We start from the raw sequence: 22,019 nt of genomic DNA on the forward strand, positions 1-22,019 counted from the left end.
CCCCGCGCGGCCGGCGCTTCGCCGGGCGCGGCCACGACCCCGAACGGCACCGTGGCGCAAGCCGCTCCAGCGGCTGCGTGCGTCACTTGCCGGCTTTCGCGGCCGCTCTTTGCGCGGCCTTCGCGTTGATCTGCCCGAACAACTCCGAGCACGGCACGTCGCGGTTGTTGCTCGGCGCGATCAGCGGAATCAGCGCCGCGAACGGGTTGATCAGCCCGAGCCCGACCATCGCGCCGGCGCGCAGCGCGAGCGCGCCCGCATCGACGCCGACCTTCGGATTCTTGAACGTGCCCTTCGCATACAGCGGCGAGCGCAGCGAGAAGATCCGGAAACCCTTCGTATGCGGATGGATCTTCAGGTCGAGCGTTTCGTTGCGCAGGCTGATCGGGCCGTCGACGTTGATCAGCGCATCGTCGGTATCGAGCGCGAACACCTTGGGGTCGAGCATCCCGTTGGTTGCGACGAAATCGATCGCCGCGCAGTTGATCTTCACGTCGTTGTTGCCGAACAGCTTCTCGTAGACGACGTTGGCGACGTTCAGCCCCGCCGCTTCCATCAGCAGGCGGCTGATGCGGCCGTCCGTCACGAGCGCCTTCACTTCGCCGGTCGACGTCGCGGCGAGCGCGGCCGGCGAGTTGCCGGTCGCCGACAGCGACGCGTCGCCGTTGATCTCGCCGAGCGCCGACTGCATGACCTTCTGCGTCGGGAACAGTTGCTTGAGCTTCAGGTGCCGCGCGGCCACCGTAAAGCGGCCCTTCAACGGCGCGCCGCTGCCGTCGAGGTGCGCGGTCGTCGCGAGCGTGCCGCCCGCGACGCCGAACTGCAGCGGTTCGAGCGACAGCACGCCGTCCTGCATCACGATGTGCGTGTACAGGTTCGTGATCGGCAGGTTCGAACTCTTGATCAGCTTGCGGCCCGTGAACTTGACGTCCGCGTCGAGCGCGCGCCAGCGATCGGTACGGAACGTCTCGACCGGCAGCACGCGGTCCGGCGGCTGGCGCGTCGTGTCGCCGCGCCTGGCCTTGCTCGCGGCCGTATCCGCGCCGATCACCGGCGCGAGGTCCGAGAACTGCAGCAGGTTCGACACGAGCTCGCCCGACAGCTTCGGCCGCGACTCGCGCTGCTCGTACACCAGCGTGCCGCCGAGATCGCTGCCGCCGACGCGGCCGTTGAAGTTCTCGTAGCGGAACGTGCTCGCGCGTCGCTTGAAGTTGCCGATCAGCCGCCCTTCCGTCGCATAAGGCGGCGTGTCGGGCAGCGTGATGCCGGTGAGCTGGTAAAGGTGCGACATCGACGTGCCCTGCAGCCACAGCCGCAGGTCGATCGCCGCGAGATGCATCGGATCGGTCAGCGTGCCGACGATCGCGAGCCGCGTGTCGCCGGCCTTCACGTCGGCCTGCAGCGGGAACGGTCGCGACGCGTCCTGGATCGCCAGCACGCCGCCGAGCTTGCCGGTACCGCTGATCGGCACGTTCTTGTAGCGGCCGTCGACCTTCAGCCCGAACGCATAGGTCGGGCCGGACGGCTTCGCGGGCGCCGCGGCGCCGCTTGCGCCGGACGCGGCGGCAGCCGTCGATGCGGAAGAAGCGGAGGAAGCAGAAGCAGCGGACGAAGCCGAAGAAGCCGAAGCAACGCGCGAAGCAGCCGAAGCGCCCGGCGCCGATGCCGCACTCGACGCCTCCGCGCCCGACGCAACTTCCGCGCTGGCCTTCGCGCTCAGTTGCGCGGCGCCGCGCTTGCCGACACGCTGCGCGGATGCCGCGCGCGACGTCTGCTCCTGCTCCTGCAGCACATCGCCGAGAGGAATCGGCTGCCCGAGCGTATCGATCGCGACGGTCAGGTCGGCCTTCGTGATCGCGTCGCGATACGTGACGGTGCCCTTCGCGAAGCCGAAGCTGTCGAGCCGCACTTTCCACGGCGACGGCTGCGACGATTGCTTGAACTGGAAGGTCCACGTGTTGCGGCCGTCGGCGAGCCGCTCGAGGTCGACGGCCGGATTCACGACGTCGATCGACGGGATGACGATTTCATGCGCGAGCAGCGGCAGGATCGCGAGGTCGAAGTGCGCGGCATCGAGCGTGACGAACTTGGGCGTCTTCGCCCAGTCGGGGTTGCCGATCTCGAGTTGCGTGGCCGAGAAGCTCGGCCAGGGCACCCAGGCACGCCAGCCGGTTTCGCCGTCGGGTCGGCGCCAGCCGACCTTGAGATCGCCGTTGATTGCGAACGGGCGGCCGAGTGCGGCACTCACCTGTTCGTTGACCCACGGCTTCGCGCGGTTCCAGTCGAACGCAAAGAGAAAGACGCCGGCCGCCGCGATGAGCACCGCGACGATACCGACGATCCATGCAGCCGATTTGCCGATGGCTCGGGTAAGCGTCATGGCGGTTCCGTTGTTGTTCTGAAATGTCGCCGCACCATGCCGGGCCGCTTGCGTGGACGAACGGCGCACGACACCCGCGGCTTTTCAGTCGGTATTATGACGCACGCCATGGTGACGTTTCGGCGCCATTAACGCTTTTTTTCATTTGTGACATGACAGCCCCCACCGGCCTCATCGATGCGCAGCACATCACGCGGCGCGACGCCAGCAGCGGCAAGACCCTGCTCGCCCCGACCGATTTCAGCCTCGCAGCGGGATCGCGAATTGCTGTCACGGGACCATCCGGGTCGGGCAAGAGCGTGCTGCTGCGCGCGCTCGCGCTGCTCGATCCGCTTGACGGCGGCCACATCCTGTGGCGCGGCAAACGGATCCGGCGTAGCGCGATCCCGCGTTACCGGCGCAGCGTCGCCTATGTCCGCCAGCGCCCCGCGCAAATGGACGGCACCGTCGAATCGCAGTTGCGCTATCCGTATTCGCTCGCGATCTATCGCGACGTCGCGTTCGATCGGGCGCGCGCCGAAGCGCTCGCCGCGCAGGCCGGACGCGGCCCCGACTTCCTCGACAAGCGTGCGAGCGACCTGTCGGGCGGCGAAGCCCAGATCGCCGCGCTGCTGCGCGTGCTGCAGCTCGATCCCGACGTGCTGCTGCTCGACGAGCCGACCTCCGCGCTCGATCCCGAATCGGCGCACGCGATCGAGTCGCTCGTCGGCGCATGGTTCGACGCGGCGCCCGAGGCCCGCGCGTACATGTGGATCTCGCACGATCCCGCCCAGGCCGCACGGATCGGCACGATGCGGCTCGTGATGCAGGCCGGCGTGATACACGTTGCCGACCCGACGGAGGCAACACGATGAGCCCCGCACTGCAGGACCTGAGCCTCGTCGACGTCGGCATCGCCGCCGCGCTCGTCGCGGTCAACGGCGCGATCTCGATGGCACTGTCGCTCGGCCTCGGCCGCAAGCTCGCGCTCGCGGCCGTGCGCACCGTCGTGCAGTTGCTCGCGATCGGCTACGTGCTCGGCTGGGTATTCGGTCATCCTCACTGGTACATCGTGCTGCCGCTCACCGCGCTGATGACCTTGATCGCCGGGTTCGCCGGCGCGGGGCGCGGCAAGCGCACCTACCGCGGCCAGCGCATCGACAGCATCGCGTCGATCTGGTTCAGCAGCTGGTTCGTCGCGGCGGTCGGCCTGTTCGTCGTGATCCGCATCCATCCGTGGTACGCACCGCAATACGCGATTCCGATCCTCGGGATGATTCTCGGCAATACGCTCACGGGCGTGTCGCTCGGCGTCGAGCGGATGATGGAGGAACTCACGGCGCGCCGCGACCGCGTCGAAACCGCACTCGCGCTCGGCGCGACGCGCTGGGAAGCCGCGCAGGACGCCGCGCGCCAGGCCGTGCGCGCAGGCATGCTGCCGACGCTGAACCAGATGGCCGTCGTCGGCGTCGTGAGCCTGCCGGGAATGATGACGGGCCAGGTGCTGGCCGGCCAGTCGCCGCTGCAGGCCGTGCGCTACCAGATCGTGATCATGTTCCTGATCGCCGCGGCTTCCGCGCTCGGCACCGTCGGCGCGGTGCTGATGACCTATCGCCGGCTGTTCTCGGCGGATCACCGCTTTCTCGCATCGCGGCTCGAGGAACGCGCGCACTGACACGCGAAGTCGCCGCGCGATGCGTTCACGCGGTTCGCCGGTCAGCGCGCGCCGCGACGCTTGCCGATCGCCTGCCGCAATGCGGCCGCGATGTCCGCGTCCGCCGCGAGCCCGTCGACCGACGCAATGAGCCGCACCGCGCGCGGCGTCGTCACATAGGCCTGCGCGCCGACATAACCGCCGCTGCCGGCCGAGCGTGTCGTCACGACGAGCGCCTGCGGCGCCCGCGCACCGAGGTCGGCCGTGAACGCATCGGTAACCGTACCGTCACGCGCATGCAGCGCGCCCGTCACGTAGTCGTCGGTATCGAAGCCGGCGGCGGCATGCGCGGTCGAATACACCCGCACCGCGTAGCTGCCGGTCGAGCACGGTTCGAGCGCGCCGCTCGACACGACGGCTACCTGCTGCCGGGACGGCAGCTCGACCTTTTTCACGAAACCGCAATCGTCGGCCGCGTGCGCGTGCATGGCGGCGAACGCAATGGCGCACAGCAATGCGCGGATTCGGCATTTCATCGGGATGTCGTTACGGGAAGTGGATGATGCGGGCGAGCATAGCGTGACATTCGCATGACGTCACGCAGGTCGACGCGCGACACCGCCGCATGCCGGGCGGCCGCCATGCCGCTGCCGCAGCACGGCACCGCGAGCGGGGCGCGGGAAAGCATCGTGACGGCGACACGAAACGCTCACGCGCCGCCGGGCCGGCCCGCGCGTCGAATCCGTTGCGCGCGCACCGGTTCCGGCAGCGTCCCGCGCGCGCCGTTCAGCGCTTGATCGACACCGTCACCTTCGTGCCGTCGCTCATCGTGACGGACTTGGAACCGCCGTTGGTCGGGATCGACACCCACTTCACCTGGCTCACCGACGCGACGTCCGGGCATTGCAGCGACTTGCCGCCGGCCGTCACGCTGCGCGTGCCCTTCGGCGCGGCCGCCTGGAAGCTCATCTGCACGTTGGCGACGCCCTTCGCGTCGATCGACGGCGCGAGCCGCACCTGGGTCTGGCGGACCATCGCGCCGTTCGCGTCGCGCGGCAGGCTGTCGGCGTTCGGGCAACCGTCCGGCATCGCGACCGCACCGCTCGGCGGCACCGACTTCCAGTTGAAATCGTCCGTCTCGCCCGAGCGGATCTTGCGGGTCTCCTGCGTGTTGCCGAAGGTCTTCGATTCGACCTTGACGGTGTATTCGAGCTGTCCGGTGCCGCCGCCCTTCAGGCTGCCCTTGACCGGCGGCGCCGCGAATACGCTCGCGCTGACGCACGCCGCCGCGAACACGACCGACCACGATGCGGCGACTGACAAGCTGCGTTGGCTCATGCTGACCTCCTTGATATGCGGCGGCACGCGCGTGCCGCGCGGTTTTCGATGCATGATGCGCTGCCAGTCTACCGCCAAGCGGGGTGCAATGCGCCGCAAACGCATCGGGTGTTACCCCGCTTGCGTTCGCGGCGCCGCAACCTTACGCGCGATACCGGCTCAGAAGCCGCTCAGCACGAGCTTGCCGATCGCACGCCCGGCCTCGAGCAGCTGGTGCGCGCGCCGCACGTTCGCGGCATTGATCGTGCCGAGCTGTTCGCCGAGCGTGGTGCGCAGCGTGCCGCCGTCGACGAGCCGCGCGACTTCGCCGAGGATCCGGTGCTGCTCGATCATGTCCGGCGTCTCGAACATCGCACGCGTGAACATGAACTCCCAGTGAAACGCCGCACTTTTCGCCTTCAGCAGTTCGACCGGCACCGGCTTGTCGTTCTCGACGATCGTGCAAATGCCGCCCTGCGGCCGGATTACCTCCGCAGCGGCAGGGAAATGACGATCCGTATCGTTGAAGATCAGCACGTAGTCGACGCTCGGATGCCCGGCCTCGCGCAACTGCGCAGGCAAGTCGCCGAAATGGTCGACCACCGCATCCGCGCCCAGCGCGCGCACCCATTCGGCCGACGCCGGCCGCGACGCGGTCGCGATCACGTGCAGCTTGCCGAGCGCCTTCGCGAGCTGGATCGCGATCGAGCCCACGCCACCCGCGCCGCCGATGATCAGCACCGATTTGCCGGCGTCCGCACCCTGCGGCGACACGTGCAGCCGGTCGAACAGCGCCTCCCACGCGGTCAGTGCGGTGAGCGGCAGCGCGGCTGCCGCGGCGAAATCGAGCGTACGCGGCTTCAGCGCGGCGATCCGCTCGTCGACCGTATGGAATTCGCTGTTCGCGCCGGGCCGCGTGATGCTGCCCGCATAGAACACTTCGTCGCCGGGCCGGAACAACGTGACGTCGGCACCGACCGCGACCACCGTGCCCGCCGCATCCCAGCCGAGCACGCGCGGCGTGTCCTCGACCTGCGGCTTCGGCGCGCGCACCTTCGTGTCCACCGGGTTCACGGAAATCGCCTCGACCTTCACGAGCAGGTCGCGCGGGCCCGGCACGGGCTGCGGCAGCTCCACGTCGAGCAAGGCTTGCGGGTCATCGATCGGCAGATAACGGGTCAGTCCAACGGCCTTCATCACGAAACTCCTTCAGGGAAACCTGGGGGCCGCGGCGCAGCCCCATGAACGTCATCGTAGGCAACCCGATCATTCGAGAAAACCGCTATATTTCCTGAAACATTTTCAGGAAATTCAGAATAATGGCTTCCGATCCGATTCCGGCCCCCGACAAGCCGCTCGACCTGCTCGACGTCGCGCTGTTCGTTCGCGCGGCCCTGCTCGCGAACGTCAGCGCGGCCGGGCGCGAATTCGGCGTGTCGGCCGCGGTCGCGAGCGCGCGCATCGCACAACTCGAGCGTCAGCTCGGCGCACGGCTGCTGCACCGCACCACGCGCCGTATCAGCCTCACGCAGGACGGCGAGGTATTCATGGCGCACGCCGACACGCTGCTGTCGGCCGCCGACGCCGCGCGCGCCTCGGTCGGCCACGGCCGCACCGAGCCGTACGGGCGGCTGAAGGTGTCGATGTCGTCGTCGTTCGGCCGGCAGCATGTCGCGCCGGTGATTCCCGCATTCCTGCGTCGCTATCCGTCCGTGTCGCTCGACCTGCGGCTGTCGGACGAGATCGTCGACCTGGTCGACGACGGCTACGACGTCGCGATCCGCCTCGGCGCGCTGAAGGATTCGACGCTCGTCGCGCGCAAGCTCGCCGCCAACCGCCGCGTGCTGTGCTGCTCGCCCGCGTATCTCGCCGGGCACGGCACGCCGCGCCATCCGGCCGACCTGACGCAGCACGAATGCGTGATCCTCGGCGACCAGCGCGACTGGTCGTTCACGACGCCGCAAGGCCCGCTGACCGTGCGGGTCGGCGGCCGGCTCGTCGCGAGCAATGGCGAGGCGATCCGCGAAGCGCTGGTCGACGGCTTCGGGATCGCGATCAAGTCCACCTGGGACGTCGGCCCGCTGCTCGCGAGCGGCGCACTCGTCACGATACTCGACGACTATCCGTTCGCCGACGACGTCGCGATCTGGGCCGTCTACCCGAGCCGCACACACGTGCCGCTGAAGACGCTCGCGTTCATCGCGTTCCTGGCCGAGCATTTCGGCGATCCGCCGTACTGGGATCGCGCGGACGGGCGATAGGTGCCTTCGTTCGGCTCGCGCCGCGGGCGTGCCGGTTCGAGTCGGGCCTCAGGATTCGTCCCTGCCGCGACCGCCCGGCCCGGCCAACCGGCTACAATGGCGCGTTCGCGACGCAATGGCCCGCAGTCGAACGGGGCCACGCACGCAGACGGCCGCCCATTGGCCGCGCACGCTTTTCATACGCCTCCCAACCATCCCGTCATGACCCACAACCTCGTCATCCAGAGCCTTGCGCCGCTGTCGGACGCCCATCACAAACCGCTGCTCGCGCTGTCGCGCGGCACCCGCATCGTGCAGACCGACGATCATGCGCTGCGCATCGAAGACGCGAGCCCGGCACAGCGCCTCGACATCGACGCGTACTGCGGCACGCACGCGCTCGACTTCGCGTTCGTCGAGGCCGGCCGCACGCTCGCCGATTTCGGGCTCGCCGTGATGGACATGGATTCGACGCTGATCACGATCGAATGCATCGACGAGATCGCCGATTTCTGCGGGTTGAAAACGCAGGTCGCCGAGATCACCGAAGCGTCGATGCGCGGCGAGATCCGCGACTTCAACGAAAGCCTCACGCGCCGCGTCGCGCTGCTGGCCGGGCTCGACGCGCACGCGCTCGAACGCGTGTACGAGGAACGGCTGCAACTGACGCCGGGCGCCGAGACGATGCTCGCCGGCGTGAAGGCCGCCGGCATGAAGACGCTGCTCGTGTCGGGCGGCTTCACGTTCTTCACCGAGCGGCTGAAGGCGCGCCTCGGCCTCGACTACGCGCATGCGAACACGCTTGAGATCGTCGACGGCAAGCTGACCGGCAAGGTGCTCGGCGAGATCGTCAACGCCGACGTGAAGGCGCGCCTGCTGCGCGAGACGTGCGCGTCGCTCGGCCTCGAGCCGAGCCGCGCGATCGCGATGGGCGACGGGTCGAACGACCTGAAGATGATGGCCGAAGCCGGGCTGTCGGTCGCGTACCACGCGAAACCCGTCGTGCGCGACGCGGCGACGGTCGCGTTCGATCACGTCGGCCTCGACGGGCTGCTGCGGCTGTTCTGATCCTGCCGCGCGTCAAATGAAAAACGCCGGCGCGATGTAGCATCGCGCCGGCGCTTTGTCGTGCCGGGGAACCTGACCGGCCGGCGATCAGCCGAGTGCGGCCTGCATCGCGCGTTCGATGTCCGCGCGCAGGTCGGCTTCGTCTTCCAGGCCGATATAAAAACGCACCAGCGTGCCGCGATGCGGCCAGTCCGGACGCATCGACGCGATGTCGTAAGGCATCGCAAGGCTGCACGCGCCACCCCAGCTCCAGCCGATCGCGAACAGTTCGAGCGACTCGACGAAGCGGTCGACCTGCTCCGCGCTGTAGCGTTCGTCGAACACCACCGAGAACAGCCCGCCCGCACCGGTGAAATCGCGCATGAACGACGCGTGCCCCGGACAGTCGGCGATCTGCGGATGCAGCACCGTGGCGATCTCCGGCCGCGCCTTCAGCCATTGCGCCAGCGCGAGCGCGCTCTTGCCGTGCGCGTCGAAGCGCACCTGCATGCTTGGCAGGCTGCGCAGCACGAGCGAGCAATCGTCGACCGACACGCCGATCCCGCAGCGCATCCGCGCGAGCTTCAGCTTCGCCTGCAGGTCGGCGCTCGCGGTGATCGTCGCGCCCATCAGCACGTCGCTGCCGCCCGACTGGTACTTGGTCAGCGCCTGCACCGAGATGTCGACGCCGTGCTCGAACGGCTTGAACGCGAGCCCGGCCGAAAAGGTGTTGTCGATCGCGGTGACGATGCCGCGCGCCTTCGCGGCCGCCGTGATCGCCTGGACGTCGGGCACTTCCATCGTCACCGAGCCGGGCGCCTCGATCCAGATCAGCCGCGTGTTCGGCTGGATCAGGTCGGCGATGCCGGCACCGACGAGCGGATCGTAGTAGCGCGCGGTGATGCCGAAATCCTTCGTGAGCCAGTTGCCGAAATCGGCGTTCGGCCCGTACACATTGTGCGGAATCAGCACGTCGTCGCCGGCTTTCACGATCCCGAAATAGACGTTCATGATCGCCGCGAGGCCCGACGGCTGCAGCAGCGCATGCGTGCCGCCCTCGATCTCGGCAAGCCGCTGCGCGAGCGCGAGCGACGTCGGCGTCGAATGCAGCCCGTAGCGCCACTGGTTGTCGTTGTGCCAGACGAGCGCACGCATCGTCGCGAGATCGGGAAACACGACCGTCGATGCGCGCGCGACCGGCGGCACGAACGAACGGAAACCTTCCGGGATCACGTCGTCGGGTTGAACGATGCGGGTTTGCAGCGCGCGCTTGGGAGTGGATGCAGTCATGACAGGAAGCCGGGCACGAGGCCGTTCGGTTGCGGAACAAGTCGCCAGATTAGCCAAAATCGGCACGATTGGCCCGGTACAATGCGCGCCGCGCGCGCCGAGCCAGCGCGGGTTCAGTTGTCGGTGCGCAGGTTGACGACGCCGCCCACCGTCTCGATTTCCTGCACGCGGCCGTCGCGCACCTGCAGCGCCGCGCGCTGGCCCGGCGCGAGACGCAGCACGACGGGCTGCGGATCCGACTCGTCCGAGTTCATCCGGTCGGCCTTCAGGGTGCCAGTCGCGTCGAAGCGGCCGATCCACACGCCCGTGATGTTCGTGCCGTCGTTCGATTCCTCGATTTCAAGCGTGTCGCCGTCGCGATCGCCCGCGAGCAGTACGACCTCGCCCGTATCCGCGAACTGGTATTCGCCGTGCACGCCTTCTTCGTCCGTCTTCGGGCCGAGATGCACGACGATCGGGCGGTCGCCGAGCGTGCCTTCGTAGCGCGGCAGGCGGGCAAACTCCGGATTCGGCTTCAGCGGCCGCGCCGGTGCCGGCTCGTCCTGCTGCATGCCCGGCGCGACAGCCTGCGCCGCGACCACGCCCGGCATCGCCATGCCCGCCGCCAGCGCGCCCGCGACGACGAGCGCCCGTTGCCATTGCGAATATCGACCCACCTTGTGTTGCTCCTTGCTTCAGATTCGCTCGTAAATTGCGGCGATGCGCTGGCCGTCATACGGGGCCGCGGCCGGCGCGCGTATTGCGCATCAGCCTTGCATCAGGCGCTCCACCGCCTCGCGCTGCGGAATCGGCGCGACCGCGCCGTAGCCCGTCGTCGACAATGCCGCCGCGGCGTTCGCATAACGCGCCGCCGCGAACGGATCGTCGCCCGCGACGATCCGCGCGACGAAGGCACCGCCGAAGCAGTCGCCCGCGCCCGTCGCGTCGACGGCTTCGACCGCGAAACCCGGCACGACGCGCCGCTCGTTCGGCGTCGCCACGTAGGCGCCTTCCTTGCCGAGCTTCAGCGCAACGACCTGCGGCCCGTGTTCGAGCATCGCGTCGACGATCGCGTCGCGATCGTTCGCGCCGGTGATTGCCGTCACGTCGTCCCAGCTGGGCAGGCAGATATCCGTCTGGCGCAGCGCCTCGCGCATCACCGCGCGGGCGCGCGGCAGCGGCCACAGCTTCAGGCGCAGGTTCGTGTCGAAGCTGACCTGCGCACCGTTGCGGCGCGCGTGGTCGATCGCCGCGAACGCGGCGTCGCACGCGGCCGTGCTGATCGCGAGGCTGATGCCCGACAGATGCACGGCCTTCGCGGCGGCCAGTGCGTCGAGCGGCAGATCGCCTGCCGCATAGCGGCTCGCCGCCGAGCCGGCGCGCAGATAGTCGAACTGGTGGCCGTCGGCGCCGTGCGTGACGAAATACACGCCGGTCGGCGCCGTGCGATCGATCCGCACGTAAGTCGCGTCGACGCGTTCCGCGCGCCACATGTCGGCCAGCAGCCGGCCGAACGGATCGTCGCCGATCGCCGACACGAAGCCCGTCGACGCGCCCTGGCGTGCCGCGGCGATGCAGAAGTTCGACGTGTCGCCGCCGAAGCCCTGCAGGAATTCAGGCCGGCCCGGCTGCGACTGGTTGAATTCGATCATCGCTTCGCCGAGCGCGAGGATCTCCGGGAATGCGGCGGCCATCGCTTACACCTCGCCCCACAGATCGTGGCCGTCGGCGCCCGTGATCTTCACGGACACGAAATCGCCGACCTTGTAGCGCTTCGAGGCCTTCGCCGCCGGCTCGACATAGACCACGCCGTCGATCTCCGGCGCATCGGCCGCCGTGCGGCCGATCCCGCCTTCCTCGCTGACTTCGTCGATCAGCACCTTGAGGGTCTTGCCGACCTTGCGCTGAATGCGGTTCGCCGACACTTCCTCGGCGACTTCCATGAAGCGTGCGCGACGTTCCTCGCGAACCTCATCCGGCAGCGCGCCGTCGAGTTCGTTTGCCGTCGCGCCTTCGACCGGCGAATACGCGAAGCAGCCGACGCGATCGAGTTCCGCCTCGCGGATGAAGTCGAGCAGCGTTTCGAACTGCTCTTCCGTCTCGCCGGGGAAGCCCGCGATGAACGTGCTGCGGATCGTCAGGTCCGGGCAGATCTCGCGCCACTTCTGCACGCGCTCGAGCACCTTCTCGGCGTTCGCCGGACGCTTCATGCGCTTCAGCACTTCGGGGTGCGCGTGCTGGAACGGCACGTCGAGATACGGCAGCACGTGGCCCTTGAACGGACCTTCGGCCATCAGCGGAATCACTTCGTCGACGCTCGGGTACGGGTACACGTAGTGCAGGCGCACCCATGCGCCGTACTGTGCCGCGAGCTCGCCGAGCGCGGCGACCAGGTCGGTCATGCGCGTCTTGATCGGCTTGCCGTTCCAGAAGCCCGTGCGGTACTTCACGTCGACGCCGTACGCGCTCGTGTCCTGCGAGATCACGAGCAGTTCCTTCACGCCCGACTTGAACAGGTTCTCGGCTTCCAGCATCACTTCGGCGACCGGACGCGACACGAGATCGCCGCGCATCGACGGGATGATGCAGAACGTGCAGCGATGGTTGCAGCCTTCGGAGATCTTCAGGTACGCGTAGTGGCGCGGCGTGAGCTTGATGCCGGCTGCCGGCACGAGGTCGGTGAACGGGTCGTGCGGCTTCGGCAGGTGCGAATGCACGGCCTGCATCACTTCGCCCACCGCGTGCGGGCCGGTGACGGCGAGCACCTTCGGGTGGACTTCCTCGATCAGGTTCGAGCCGCTGGCGCTCGACTTCGCGCCGAGACAGCCGGTGACGATCACCTTGCCGTTCTCGGTCAGCGCTTCGCCGATCGCGTCGAGGCTTTCCTGCACGGCTTCGTCGATGAAGCCGCAGGTGTTCACGACGACGAGGTCGGCGCCGTCGTAGGTGCCGGAGATTTCATAACCTTCGGCACGCAGTTGCGTGATGATCTGTTCGGAATCGACGAGGGCTTTCGGGCACCCGAGGGATACGAACCCTACTTTGGGGGAGTGGGACATCTGGAATGTGGGGGCGTGGCAGCAAAGCCGAGAGTTTACAGCTATTTACGGTTCAGCGACCCAAAACAAGCAGCCGGGGGCAGCGTTGACAGGCAACTCGAATACGCGGCGCGCTGGGCGGCCGATCGGCGAAATGGCACTTGATGCGTCCCTTTCACTTCGGGACGAGGGGTTGTCGGCCTACCGTCAGCGTCACGTCCGGCAAGGCGCTCTCGGCGTGCTCCTTCGCGCCGTCGAGGACGGTCGGATGCCGGCCGGCTCCGTGCTGATCGTCGAGGGTTTGGACCGACTGAGTCGTGCCGAACCGCGGCAGGCTCAGGCGCAGCTCGCTCAGATTGTCAACGCGGGCGTTACGGGCGTTACGGCCAGCGATGGGCGAGAGTACAACCGCGAGCGTCTAAAGGCGCAGCCGATGGATCTCGTATACAGCCTGTTGGTGATGATCCGTGCGCACGAGGAATCGGACACGAAGAGCAAGCGGGTCAAGGCGGCAATCCGTCGGCAGTGCCAGGGCTGGATCGCCGGCTCGAGCACGAAGTGGTCGAAGCGTTCTTTACCGAAGTCATGCGCTTGGCCGACAAGCAAGGGCTGCTCTCCAGAGAACACTTCTCGGTCGATGGCCCGTTGATCCAGGCGTGGGCTAGCCACAAGAGCTTCCTGCCCAAGGACGGTTCGGACGATCCGCCGGCCGGCGGCCGCAATGTCGACACCAACTGGAAGGGCAAACGGCGCAGCAACGACACGCACGAATCGAGCACTGATCCGGCGAAAGGGGCGGCAAAGCGGAGCCATCCTTTGTTATCAGGGGCACATCCTGATGGAGAACCGCTCGGGCTTGGTGGTCGGTGCAGTGGTCAGTCACGCGGACGGTTTCGGCGAACGCGCGAGTGCATTGCGCCTGCTCGATTGCGTGCCGGGTCGTCACGACAAGACGCTCGGTGCCGACAAGGGTTACGACACGCGCGACTTTGTGCGGGATTGCCGAACGCGCAAAGTGACGCCGCGCGTCGCGCGCAACGACACGCATCAAGGCGGCAGCACGATCGACAGGCGGACGTCGCGGCACGCCGGTTATGGCATCAGCCAAGTGATTCGCAAGCGCATCGAAGAGCACTTCGGCTGAGGCAAGACCGTCGGCAGGATTCGGCAGACCGCGTATCGCGGAATCAAATGGGTCGACCAGCACTTCAAGCTGACAATGCTGGCGAGCAACCTGACTCGAATGCCACGAATACTGACGGCGGTACCGCAAGGAGCGACGCGATGAGCCGCCCGAGCGCAGCAGTTGCGCGGCAACGCGCCGGCCGGCCCGCTCGCCAACCGGTTGGTTTGGCAACGAGCTGCGTACACCGTCCGAAATCGAGTGGCTGAGCGACAACGGTTCGGGCTACACGGCCGACGACACGCGCCCGTTCGCAGCGGCCATCGGACTGAAGCCATTGACCACACCGGTGTGCAGCCCACAAAGTAACGGGATGGCCGAGAGCTTCGTGAAGACGATGAAGCGTGACTATGTCGCCTTCATGCCTAAGCCGGATGCAGCGACTGCTGCACGCAACTTGGCCATCGCGTTCGAGCATTACAACGAGAAGCATCCCTATAGCGCGCTGCAATACCGCTCACCTCGCGAGTTCCAGCGCTCGATGGATTCAGCAACCTTAGTGTGATGCTGTGTCCGGAAATACAGGGTCAACTCCAGTCATGGTTCTCCAGCGAAACGACAGCACGCGCATGAGCGCGGAAGATCGAGCCCTGATCCAGAAAATCTGGACCAGTTCATCATGCGATGGAAGATTGCGCACGCCTCCAATGAGACGAGTTTGATTTTGGTGTGCGCCTTTTCGTTCAGCACTGCCCAACGGCAGATACCTGGCGACGACTAGTGCTTCGCGCGTAAAGACGTCGATGATGGTCAGCGCGCGGAACCTCTGGCCGTTCGAAAGCTGGTCGGCGACGAAGTCCAAACTCCACGCCTGATTTGCCGCCGTCGACTTTGCACGTGCCGGACGGCTCATCTGTGCACCTCGCTTGCGATTTGGTCTGTAGCGCAGCGACAGCCCTTCCTCACGATACAAACGGTACAGCCGATTCTTGCTGATGAGCGGCCACCGCTCTTGGCAAAGCTGTCACACACTCATGGCGTGGGTCGCGGGCAGCGCCAGCAGGAGAAGCCGAAGGACATAACGTGACGTTCCTTGGTCTCGTCCACGTCGAAGCCAAAGCTCATGCGTGGTCCATTCTCAACCACTTCTGTATTGGCAGTGCAACGACGGAGTTCGTCTAAGCGGAGGCAGTCGTAGAAGAGCGGATGCTTTGATTTAGAACCCCAGCGCGACACCTCCCTTAGCGTGCTTTCGGCATCCACACCGACGCCATTGACTTGCAAATAGCCCTTGAAAATTTGACGAAGTACGGGGTCTCCATCTTCATCGATATCCGGGCCAGGTTCGGGGCGAATGTTCACGTAGAAGGACGAGACATTAAAAAGACCACTCTCCTGCGCTTCGTCTAAAACCTTTCTCTTCTCGCTCAATCGAATCTCGAGGTTAGACTCGCGATACCGAGTAGTCAGCTCGTTAAGCCGCTGCTCTGTGCGGCTGTCAAGACTTGTTATCAGACCTATGCCCAGGCTGTCCCAGACTTGAATACTGCCGCGACGATCTTGTCGGCTCGGAAGACCAAGTATCTTCCACCATTCCGAGACGGGCGCGTTCAGCACCAGCAGTTTACCGTCCAGGGTGATGTGGTTGTTTTCGACGATCAGCTCTGGCTTAGCCCCGCGCGGCGCTTTTCTGGGCACGCCGTGCGCTAGGTCATCAACTTGCTCGGCGATGTTCACGGCTTGGCCCAACAACCCGATCACACGGTCTTCTGTGTCGTGACCAGGCGCGGACGGCGATTCCGATTGGGCTCGACTACAGCCGCTGAAAAACATCAGGACAGCCAGCAGAGGTGCCCAAATAGGGTTTATCTTAGTCATTGCGACATCTGGTTCTTCTCGCCGAACAGTGTTTCGTAGTGCTTCCGGATATAGTCACGGCCGGCTACGCCGTAGCGTCCTATTTGTCGCAAGCGTTCCAGTGCCTGCTTGCCGTGCACCTCGTGCAGATGCTCCAGCTCGGTGCGGGAGGCGCCGCGGCGGATGGCGTCGGGATTGGCCTGCGCCCATGCCTTGACCATGGCGTCCTGCCATAGGCAGTCGTTGGGATGAACCAGGTAGCTGGCGGCCAAGGTTACCGGGTCCGTCGCGGTGCGACGCCCGTCCCATCGGGCCTTCATCGCTTCTGCGGTCGTGGCAGGCCGATGTGGACAGGTAGAGCTTCCGCACGCTCATGGCGCGGGCCGTGGACAGTCTTCGCACGAGAACGAGAACGACATGACGCGGCGCTGCTCGGTTTCATCCACCCTGAAACCAAAGTCCATGCTCGGTCCATTTTCAACCACTTCCGTGTTAGCCGTGCAGCGACGGAGTTCGTTCAGGCGAAGGCAGTGGTAAGAGAGCGGATGCTTGGATTTGTCACTCCAACGGAACACGTCTCGCAAGGTACTATCGGCGTCCACGCCGACGTCGTTGACTTGCAGATAGCCCTTGAATGCATTGCGAAGTACTGGCTTTCCATCGTCATCGGTATCGCGACCCGGGACAGAGCGGATGTTCACAAATAGAGATGAGACCTCAAAGACACCGCTCTTCTTGGCTTGGTCTAGCGTTTGTTTCCACTTGTGCCGTTCTCTTTCATAAGCATCGTCTGGCTTGGGACCAGATGCGTTGAACTGGCGGGTCATGTCCGTAATCAGCTGCTCTTCGTAGCTCTCGGCATTCGTTGTGACGCCGATGCCCAGGTTGTCCCAGACTTGAATACTGCCGAGACGATCTTGCCGACTGGGAGGGCCCAGCACCGCCCACCATTCAGCGACAGGCGCTTCCAGCACCAGCAGCTTGCCATCCAGGGTGATGCGGTTGTTCTCCACGATCAGTTCGGGCTTGGCTCCACGAGGAGCTTGTCTCGGCGAGCCATGAAGCCAGTCATCCACTTGATTGGTAGCGTTCGTGGCGCGTTTTAGCCACCGCACCTGCGGCGCCATCTCACCCTCGTCTACCGGCGGCTCGCCGTGCTGTGGCTGCCTGTTGCGGCTCAGGCCGGCATCGCCGACCGCGTCGTGCGCGCCCAGGCCGGCAGCATCGCGCTGCTGACCTATCCGATGTCGCCGCATGAAATGGTGTCCCTGGTCGGCGTCATGCCCCTGGGCGACGCCGACGCGGCCAGCAAGTCAGCCAATCCGGCCGTGCCCCTGCTGACCGGCATGTTGCTGCAGGAAGGCAGCGCCCGTCGCGACAAGGTGGCGATCTCCGCGCTGCTGGACAGCCTGGGCGCGCAGTTGTCATTCCAGTCCGACGGAGGTTACGTCGGCATACGTGGCCAATGCCTGACCAAGGATTTGCCGACGCTGATCGACCTGATGGCCGAGCAGTTGCGCCAGCCGGCCTTCAAGCCTGATGAACTGGCCAAGGCCAAGACCCGGCTGGAGGCCGCGGTCCGTAACGCCGGAGAAAACCCGTCGGTCCGGGCCACCGAGGCGCTGTATCGGTCCATCTACCCCGACTCGCACCTCAACGCCCCGGTGCCGCGCGAACGGATGCTCGAGGCCATTGCCGCTGCCACGCTGGATGATATCAAGGCGTTTCATCGAACCTACTACGGACCGGCATATATGACGCTGGTGGTAGTAGGCGGAGCGGACCCGGGACGCCTGCAATCCACGGTGACCGAGGCCTTCGCGGGCTGGAGCGGTGGCAAGGCCCTCGTGCGACAGAGTCCGCCACCCAAGGCGAGCCAGGCCGACACGCAGCGAATCGCGATGAAGGACAAGGCATCCATCAGTGTGATGCTGGGTCAGGCCATCGACCTGCGCGCGAACGATGCCGACTACCTGCCCCTCAGCGCTGCCGTCAACATCCTGGGCAACGGCTTCACCGGCCGGTTGATGGCAGGGGTCCGAGACAAGGAAGGCCTCACCTACGGCATCCGTGCCAGCCTGTCCGGGCTCTCCCTGATGGACGGCGGATTCTTCATCGCCAGCAGCTTCGCCCCGCCCCTGCTGGACAAGGGCATTGCCAGCACGCGCCGCATTCTGGATGTCTGGTGGAAACAGGGCATCACCCAGGCGGAACTGGATGCACGCAAGGACGGCATGATCGGTCGCCATCAAGTCGCGATGGAAACCACCGGCCAGATGGCCGCCATGATCGCCCAGACGGTGCTCCAGGATCGCCCGCTGAGTGACCTGGACACCTATTCCGAGCGCATCCGCGCGTTGACCGTCGAGCAGGTCAACACCGCCATCCGCGCATACCTGGACCCCGCCAAGATGACGTTGGTGGAAGCCGGCACGTTTGCAGGGAAATAACGCCGCCTCGCTTCGTTCCGCGCCGCCCGGCTTCGGCCGGGCCGCTGCCATCGTACTGTCACGTTTATCCAGCGGGAGGCTCGCAGCAGGGCTCGCGAGAAAATCCTCGACGAACGCGTGTTCCGGTGAGCCGGAGCCCTGCGGGCCAGCACGATCCGCAAGCACTGGTGCACGACAATCGCTCCGGAAGCGAACCGCCATTATGCGAGAATCGGAACCTCCAACCGCTTCAATCCACCCACGACGGGGCCTGCATGACCACCCACATCACGATCGAATTCACCGAACACGCAGCAGAGGCCATCGGAGAACAAACCAGCACCAGCTTTTCCTACGATCAAGGCGGGCACGTACCGCAACCGGGCGATTTCGTCGAACTCGAGAATTCGCGCCAGACGTTTCTCGTGATCGGCCGCGTGTTTTCGCTCAAGGCCAACTACAGCGCCGTCAAGCTCGTGCTCGACCTCCCACCGTCGGACGACGATCAGGACTACGGTACGGCGCACTGAACGACGTCAAGAAATGAAAATGGCCCGCTATGGCGGGCCTTGCTGGAACACGAAACGCCATACGTCACCGCGGATCAGGAAACACCGACGCAGTCAGACACCGCTCAAACCACACCGCATCGTCGCCGTCGCCGATCGGCCACATTTCCGCATCGAGTTGCGGCAAACCGATTGCCGGCGCGGGCGCACGCTTATCGTCACCGGACACCCCCGCACGCATCCAACCCGATTGCGCGCCCGCGTTATCGCACGCACGCCCATGCGCCTGTGCCTCGCAGAACGCCACCGGGCGCGCCCGCCCGCCATCGGCCGCGCTCACCGAGCGGTACTGATAAACCGCGCCGGTCGCCCAGTCCTCGCTCTGGCTGCAGATACGCGCGCGATTCTGCACGTGCACCGCGCCGAAACACGCATACGAAACGTGCGCGCCGCTCGCATCGTCGGGGATGAAATCGCAGTTGCCATCGAAACCGGTCAACGGACCGCCCGTGAATTTCGCGAGCCACTGGCGTTCGGCCAGTGCTCGCGCGATCAGGCCTTTACCGGACTGATCGGCCAGCTCGGCGCTGCGTCGGTCGATTGCCTTGCGCACTTCATTGACTGCCGGCAGATGGCCGTCATAATCGGCATCGAGACGGTTGTTGCGCGCGGCGATCCAGCGGCGCTGGCTGCGCACGAGCATGTCGCGAATAGCAGCGTCCGGCGCGACCTTCAGCGCGCCCGCATAGGCAGAATTCATTCGCGCATCGGCGGCCCGCAGCGCGGGGCTCGTGCAGATGCGCTTCTCGACGGGTTGCGCGGCCTTCGTGCAATCCAGCGCCAGCGCCGGCAAGGCCAAACCCACCCCACACATGAACACCGAAGCAAGACCGGCCAGCCTGACGGTCGATGCCATCCGAATCCTTCGCATGCGCTCTCTCAGTTAGTTTGTTGTTGTCGGTCGCATCGGATCGACGCGGCATCGCCTCTCTCGCGTGCCCGGAACCGGTACCGCGCGTTGCCGTGCAGCGCCGCTCCGGGTGCGACAGGCACACACCCGCACCGGGTCGAACACATGCCCTTAAGCGCAACGTGCCCCGGCTTTCATTCACTGTTGACTGGATTTCGATCGACCGGACAATGGTCATACCCGCACCGTACACGGCGCGAGTGTGTCGTGCCGACGATCACGAACGATCGTCGGCGATGTCTTCCGGCAGGCGGCAGCCACGCATCGTTGTGCCCGGGCACCCGATCGGCCAACCCGCGCCGCCCTGCTTCGCGGCGCCGACGCCCGACGGCTCGCGCCGCCGCGGCCGGCCCGCCGCGAATCGCTACTTCTTCTCCGGCTCCGGCGCGCCCGGCTGCTTGAACGGGAACGTGCTGAACATCGACTTCGCCTGGTTCTGCATCTGCTCCTGCATCTGCACGAACATGTTCTTCGACTGCTCGATGTAGCTCGTCATCATCCCTTGCATCATCGGCGCCTGCATGTTCATGAACTGCGACCAGACTTCCGGATTCATCGCGTTGCCTTCGTACAGGTTCTTCGATTGATCCGCGAGCTTGTTCTGGATGTCGATGAACGCCTGGATGTTCTTTTCCAGGTACGTGCCCATCATGCCCTGCATCGCATGACCGTAGAAACGGATGATCTGTGACAGCATCGACGACGAGAACATCGGCACGCCACCGCTTTCCTCTTCGAGGATGATCTGCAGGAGAATGCTGCGCGTCAGGTCTTCGTTGGATTTCGCATCGACGACCTTGAAATCCTCCTGCTCCAGCACGAGCTGCTTCACGTCGGTCAGCGTAATGTACGTGCTTGTCTCTGTATCGTAGAGCCGGCGGTTCGGGTACTTCTTGATGAGCCGTTCGGCCGTCTTCTTTGTAGTAGTCATGTAACGCCTTTGAGTGCAGCGTAGCGCAAGTGACGAATCCCCGCCGCCCGAATCCGGGTGGCGGGGGCCTTCTGAAAACGCCCGGCTGCGCGGCCACCCGGCCCGCGCAGCGCGGACGCTCAGCCCATGTGCAGGCCGCCGTTCAGCGAGAAGTCGGCGCCGGTCGCGAAACCGGAATCGTTCGACGCGAGCCACGCGACGATCGAGCCGATTTCCTCGGGGCCGCCAAGACGCCGCACCGGGATCGTCGCAACGATCTTCTCGAGCACGTCGGGGCGGATCGCCTTCACCATGTCGGTGCCGATGTAGCCAGGCGACACGGTATTGACCGTCACGCCCTTCGTCGCGACTTCCTGTGCGAGCGACATCGTGAAGCCGTGGATACCGGCCTTCGCGGTCGAATAGTTGGTCTGGCCGAATTGCCCTTTCTGGCCGTTCACCGACGAAATGTTGATGATGCGGCCCCAGCCACGTTCGACCATCCCGTCGATCACCTGCTTCGTCACGTTGAACAGGCTCGTCAGGTTCGTGTCGATCACGGCGGTCCAGTCTTCGTGCGTCATCTTGCGGAACACGACGTCGCGCGTGATGCCCGCGTTGTTGACCAGCACGTCGATCTCGCCGACTTCAGCCTTGACCTTGTCGAACGCTTCCTTGGTCGAGTCCCAGTCGCCGACGTTGCCTTCCGATGCGATGAAATCGTACCCGAGCGCCTTCTGGTCCTCGAGCCATTTCACCCGGCGCGGCGAGTTCGGGCCGCAGCCTGCGACCACCTTGAAGCCGTCTTTCGACAGGCGCTGGCAGATGCTGGTGCCGATGCCGCCCATCCCGCCCGTTACGTACGCAATTCGCTGAGACATAAATCTCACTCCATTTTTTGGTTTCGAGAGCTGCCGGAGCCCCCTCTGACTTCACGTGACGCCGGCCGAAGCCGCAATCGGCCGGCGCACGGATTCGGTTCGCCGGTGGCGAACGGCTGGTTGCGAACGGCCTGTTACGGACGCTCGACCGCGAGCGCGACGCCCATCCCGCCGCCGATGCACAGCGACGCCAGCCCGCGCTTCGCGTCGCGTTTCTGCATTTCATGCAGCAGCGTCACCAGGATCCGGCAGCCCGACGCGCCGATCGGGTGACCGATCGCGATCGCCCCGCCGTTCACGTTCACCTTCGACGTGTCCCAGCCCATCTGCTTGTGCACCGCCAGCGCCTGCGCCGCGAACGCCTCGTTGATCTCCATCAGGTCCAGGTCGCCCGGCGTCCAGCCCGCGCGCTCCAG

Annotated in this window: 20 protein-coding genes and 6 pseudogenes; 9 read left to right on the forward strand and 17 right to left on the reverse strand. The window is 65.7% G+C overall.

All coding sequences use genetic code 11. The annotated features are described in order from the left end of the window. Window positions 1-82: 82 nt before the first annotated feature. The gene (locus L810_RS18320) at window positions 83-2,380 is read right to left on the reverse strand and encodes an AsmA family protein (protein ID WP_021159772.1); all 2,298 of its coding nucleotides are present in this window, start codon (window positions 2,378-2,380) and stop codon (window positions 83-85) included. A gap of 152 nt (window positions 2,381-2,532) precedes the next feature. On the opposite strand from L810_RS18320, the gene L810_RS18325 reads away from it, so the two are divergent. After that, complete coding sequence (locus L810_RS18325; RefSeq protein WP_042975198.1) at window positions 2,533-3,234, forward strand: ABC transporter ATP-binding protein; 702 nt, start codon at window positions 2,533-2,535, stop codon at window positions 3,232-3,234. Beyond that, complete coding sequence (locus tag L810_RS18330; RefSeq protein ID WP_021159773.1) at window positions 3,231-4,034, forward strand: ABC transporter permease; 804 nt, start codon at window positions 3,231-3,233, stop codon at window positions 4,032-4,034. The genes L810_RS18325 and L810_RS18330 overlap by 4 nt, the downstream gene beginning before the upstream one ends. Before the next feature lie 41 nt (window positions 4,035-4,075). Here the strand turns inward: L810_RS18330 and L810_RS18335 are convergent, their stop codons facing one another. The 3 genes from L810_RS18335 to L810_RS18350 all read right to left on the reverse strand — a co-directional run bounded on the left by L810_RS18335 (window position 4,076) and on the right by L810_RS18350 (window position 6,527). Then, entirely contained in the window at window positions 4,076-4,549 is a 474-nt protein-coding gene (locus L810_RS18335) for a PliI family lysozyme inhibitor of I-type lysozyme (RefSeq protein ID WP_021159774.1), read from the reverse strand. Window positions 4,550-4,799: 250 nt separating this feature from the next. Continuing rightward, window positions 4,800-5,351 (reverse strand): DUF6013 family protein, encoded by a 552-nt coding sequence (locus tag L810_RS18345; RefSeq protein ID WP_042975218.1) that lies wholly within the window; start codon window positions 5,349-5,351, stop codon window positions 4,800-4,802. A gap of 159 nt (window positions 5,352-5,510) precedes the next feature. Beyond that, window positions 5,511-6,527, reverse strand: a complete 1,017-nt coding sequence (locus tag L810_RS18350) for a zinc-binding alcohol dehydrogenase family protein (protein ID WP_021159777.1) — start codon at window positions 6,525-6,527, stop codon at window positions 5,511-5,513. Between the two features lie 122 nt (window positions 6,528-6,649). Here L810_RS18350 and L810_RS18355 point away from each other — a divergent pair, with 122 nt between their 5' ends. Both L810_RS18355 and serB read left to right on the forward strand, forming a co-directional pair. Further along, window positions 6,650-7,591 carry a LysR family transcriptional regulator gene (locus L810_RS18355; protein WP_021159778.1) on the forward strand — a complete coding sequence of 314 codons (942 nt, stop codon included), beginning with the start codon at window positions 6,650-6,652 and terminating at the stop codon, window positions 7,589-7,591. Window positions 7,592-7,792: 201 nt separating this feature from the next. Next, the gene (gene serB / locus L810_RS18360; RefSeq protein WP_042975202.1) at window positions 7,793-8,638 is read left to right on the forward strand and encodes a phosphoserine phosphatase SerB; all 846 of its coding nucleotides are present in this window, start codon (window positions 7,793-7,795) and stop codon (window positions 8,636-8,638) included. Window positions 8,639-8,725: 87 nt separating this feature from the next. Here the strand turns inward: serB and L810_RS18365 are convergent, their stop codons facing one another. The 4 genes from L810_RS18365 to rimO form a co-directional block, all read right to left on the reverse strand. Next, window positions 8,726-9,907 carry a cystathionine beta-lyase gene (locus L810_RS18365; protein WP_021159780.1) on the reverse strand — a complete coding sequence of 394 codons (1,182 nt, stop codon included), beginning with the start codon at window positions 9,905-9,907 and terminating at the stop codon, window positions 8,726-8,728. 113 nt (window positions 9,908-10,020) lie between these two features. Continuing rightward, window positions 10,021-10,563, reverse strand: a complete 543-nt coding sequence (locus L810_RS18370; protein ID WP_021159781.1) for a hypothetical protein — start codon at window positions 10,561-10,563, stop codon at window positions 10,021-10,023. 90 nt (window positions 10,564-10,653) lie between these two features. Next, window positions 10,654-11,580 carry a sugar kinase gene (locus L810_RS18375; protein ID WP_021159782.1) on the reverse strand — a complete coding sequence of 309 codons (927 nt, stop codon included), beginning with the start codon at window positions 11,578-11,580 and terminating at the stop codon, window positions 10,654-10,656. A gap of 3 nt (window positions 11,581-11,583) precedes the next feature. Beyond that, the gene (gene rimO, locus L810_RS18380) at window positions 11,584-12,945 is read right to left on the reverse strand and encodes a 30S ribosomal protein S12 methylthiotransferase RimO (protein ID WP_021159783.1); all 1,362 of its coding nucleotides are present in this window, start codon (window positions 12,943-12,945) and stop codon (window positions 11,584-11,586) included. 15 nt (window positions 12,946-12,960) lie between these two features. Here rimO and L810_RS45330 point away from each other — a divergent pair. The 3 pseudogenes from L810_RS45330 to L810_RS18390 form a co-directional block, all read left to right on the forward strand. Next, a pseudogene (locus L810_RS45330) lies at window positions 12,961-13,474 on the forward strand (recombinase family protein); the annotation flags it as partial. After that, a pseudogene (locus L810_RS18385) lies at window positions 13,462-14,212 on the forward strand (IS5 family transposase); the annotation flags it as partial. The pseudogenes L810_RS45330 and L810_RS18385, both read left to right, overlap by 13 nt. Window positions 14,213-14,273: 61 nt before the next feature. Further along, a pseudogene (locus L810_RS18390) lies at window positions 14,274-14,612 on the forward strand (integrase core domain-containing protein); the annotation flags it as partial. Between the two features lie 207 nt (window positions 14,613-14,819). Here the strand turns inward: L810_RS18390 and L810_RS45335 are convergent. From L810_RS45335 to L810_RS47305, 4 genes and pseudogenes are all read right to left on the reverse strand, one after another. Beyond that, a pseudogene (locus tag L810_RS45335) lies at window positions 14,820-15,044 on the reverse strand (IS3 family transposase); the annotation flags it as partial. A 35-nt stretch (window positions 15,045-15,079) separates the two neighbouring features. Continuing rightward, window positions 15,080-15,925, reverse strand: a complete 846-nt coding sequence (locus tag L810_RS18395) for a DUF7738 domain-containing protein (RefSeq protein WP_155836287.1) — start codon at window positions 15,923-15,925, stop codon at window positions 15,080-15,082. Next, entirely contained in the window at window positions 15,922-16,224 is a 303-nt protein-coding gene (locus L810_RS18400; protein WP_042975206.1) for a hypothetical protein, read from the reverse strand. Before L810_RS18400 ends, L810_RS18395 begins: the two co-directional genes overlap by 4 nt. A 51-nt stretch (window positions 16,225-16,275) precedes the next feature. Continuing rightward, the gene (locus tag L810_RS47305) at window positions 16,276-17,031 is read right to left on the reverse strand and encodes a DUF7738 domain-containing protein (RefSeq protein ID WP_155836289.1); all 756 of its coding nucleotides are present in this window, start codon (window positions 17,029-17,031) and stop codon (window positions 16,276-16,278) included. Between the two features lie 27 nt (window positions 17,032-17,058). Between L810_RS47305 and L810_RS18410 the strand changes: the two genes are divergently transcribed. Beyond that, window positions 17,059-18,354: a M16 family metallopeptidase gene (locus tag L810_RS18410; RefSeq protein ID WP_021159789.1), complete on the forward strand. Its 1,296-nt coding sequence runs from the start codon at window positions 17,059-17,061 to the stop codon at window positions 18,352-18,354. Between the two features lie 254 nt (window positions 18,355-18,608). Next, complete coding sequence (locus L810_RS18415) at window positions 18,609-18,863, forward strand: hypothetical protein (RefSeq protein ID WP_021159790.1); 255 nt, start codon at window positions 18,609-18,611, stop codon at window positions 18,861-18,863. A gap of 64 nt (window positions 18,864-18,927) precedes the next feature. On the opposite strand, the gene L810_RS18420 is transcribed toward L810_RS18415, so the two are convergent. The 5 genes and pseudogenes from L810_RS18420 to L810_RS18435 all read right to left on the reverse strand — a co-directional run. Then, a complete protein-coding gene (locus L810_RS18420) occupies window positions 18,928-19,545 on the reverse strand; it encodes a hypothetical protein (RefSeq protein ID WP_257008903.1) in 618 nt (205 codons plus the stop codon). A 9-nt stretch (window positions 19,546-19,554) separates the two neighbouring features. Beyond that, window positions 19,555-19,773: pseudogene (locus L810_RS49110) on the reverse strand (lysozyme inhibitor LprI family protein); the annotation flags it as partial. Window positions 19,774-20,176: 403 nt separating this feature from the next. Beyond that, window positions 20,177-20,743, reverse strand: coding sequence for a polyhydroxyalkanoate synthesis repressor PhaR (phaR, locus tag L810_RS18425; protein ID WP_011549704.1), 567 nt, complete (start codon window positions 20,741-20,743; stop codon window positions 20,177-20,179). Between the two features lie 119 nt (window positions 20,744-20,862). Next, window positions 20,863-21,603: a 3-ketoacyl-ACP reductase gene (locus tag L810_RS18430; protein WP_006491801.1), complete on the reverse strand. Its 741-nt coding sequence runs from the start codon at window positions 21,601-21,603 to the stop codon at window positions 20,863-20,865. Window positions 21,604-21,737: 134 nt separating this feature from the next. Further along, window positions 21,738-22,019 (reverse strand): annotated as a pseudogene (locus L810_RS18435) (acetyl-CoA C-acetyltransferase); the annotation flags it as partial.

This window comes from Burkholderia sp. AU4i, assembly GCF_000466765.1.
Taxonomy (GTDB): Bacteria; Pseudomonadota; Gammaproteobacteria; order Burkholderiales; family Burkholderiaceae; genus Burkholderia; species Burkholderia cepacia.

Coding starts and splice junctions, on each gene's coding strand:
- L810_RS18320 (WP_021159772.1), bottom strand. CDS start 2,380: ATGACGCTTACCCGAGCCATCGGCAAATCGGCTGCATGGATCGTCGGT.
- L810_RS18325 (WP_042975198.1), top strand. CDS start 2,533: ATGACAGCCCCCACCGGCCTCATCGATGCGCAGCACATCACGCGGCGC.
- L810_RS18330 (WP_021159773.1), top strand. CDS start 3,231: ATGAGCCCCGCACTGCAGGACCTGAGCCTCGTCGACGTCGGCATCGCC.
- L810_RS18335 (WP_021159774.1), bottom strand. CDS start 4,549: ATGAAATGCCGAATCCGCGCATTGCTGTGCGCCATTGCGTTCGCCGCC.
- L810_RS18345 (WP_042975218.1), bottom strand. CDS start 5,351: ATGAGCCAACGCAGCTTGTCAGTCGCCGCATCGTGGTCGGTCGTGTTC.
- L810_RS18350 (WP_021159777.1), bottom strand. CDS start 6,527: ATGAAGGCCGTTGGACTGACCCGTTATCTGCCGATCGATGACCCGCAA.
- L810_RS18355 (WP_021159778.1), top strand. CDS start 6,650: ATGGCTTCCGATCCGATTCCGGCCCCCGACAAGCCGCTCGACCTGCTC.
- serB (WP_042975202.1), top strand. CDS start 7,793: ATGACCCACAACCTCGTCATCCAGAGCCTTGCGCCGCTGTCGGACGCC.
- L810_RS18365 (WP_021159780.1), bottom strand. CDS start 9,907: ATGACTGCATCCACTCCCAAGCGCGCGCTGCAAACCCGCATCGTTCAA.
- L810_RS18375 (WP_021159782.1), bottom strand. CDS start 11,580: ATGGCCGCCGCATTCCCGGAGATCCTCGCGCTCGGCGAAGCGATGATC.
- rimO (WP_021159783.1), bottom strand. CDS start 12,945: ATGTCCCACTCCCCCAAAGTAGGGTTCGTATCCCTCGGGTGCCCGAAA.
- L810_RS18395 (WP_155836287.1), bottom strand. CDS start 15,925: ATGACTAAGATAAACCCTATTTGGGCACCTCTGCTGGCTGTCCTGATG.
- L810_RS18400 (WP_042975206.1), bottom strand. CDS start 16,224: ATGAAGGCCCGATGGGACGGGCGTCGCACCGCGACGGACCCGGTAACC.
- L810_RS47305 (WP_155836289.1), bottom strand. CDS start 17,031: ATGGCGCCGCAGGTGCGGTGGCTAAAACGCGCCACGAACGCTACCAAT.
- L810_RS18415 (WP_021159790.1), top strand. CDS start 18,609: ATGACCACCCACATCACGATCGAATTCACCGAACACGCAGCAGAGGCC.
- L810_RS18420 (WP_257008903.1), bottom strand. CDS start 19,545: ATGCTCGTGCGCAGCCAGCGCCGCTGGATCGCCGCGCGCAACAACCGT.
- phaR (WP_011549704.1), bottom strand. CDS start 20,743: ATGACTACTACAAAGAAGACGGCCGAACGGCTCATCAAGAAGTACCCG.
- L810_RS18430 (WP_006491801.1), bottom strand. CDS start 21,603: ATGTCTCAGCGAATTGCGTACGTAACGGGCGGGATGGGCGGCATCGGC.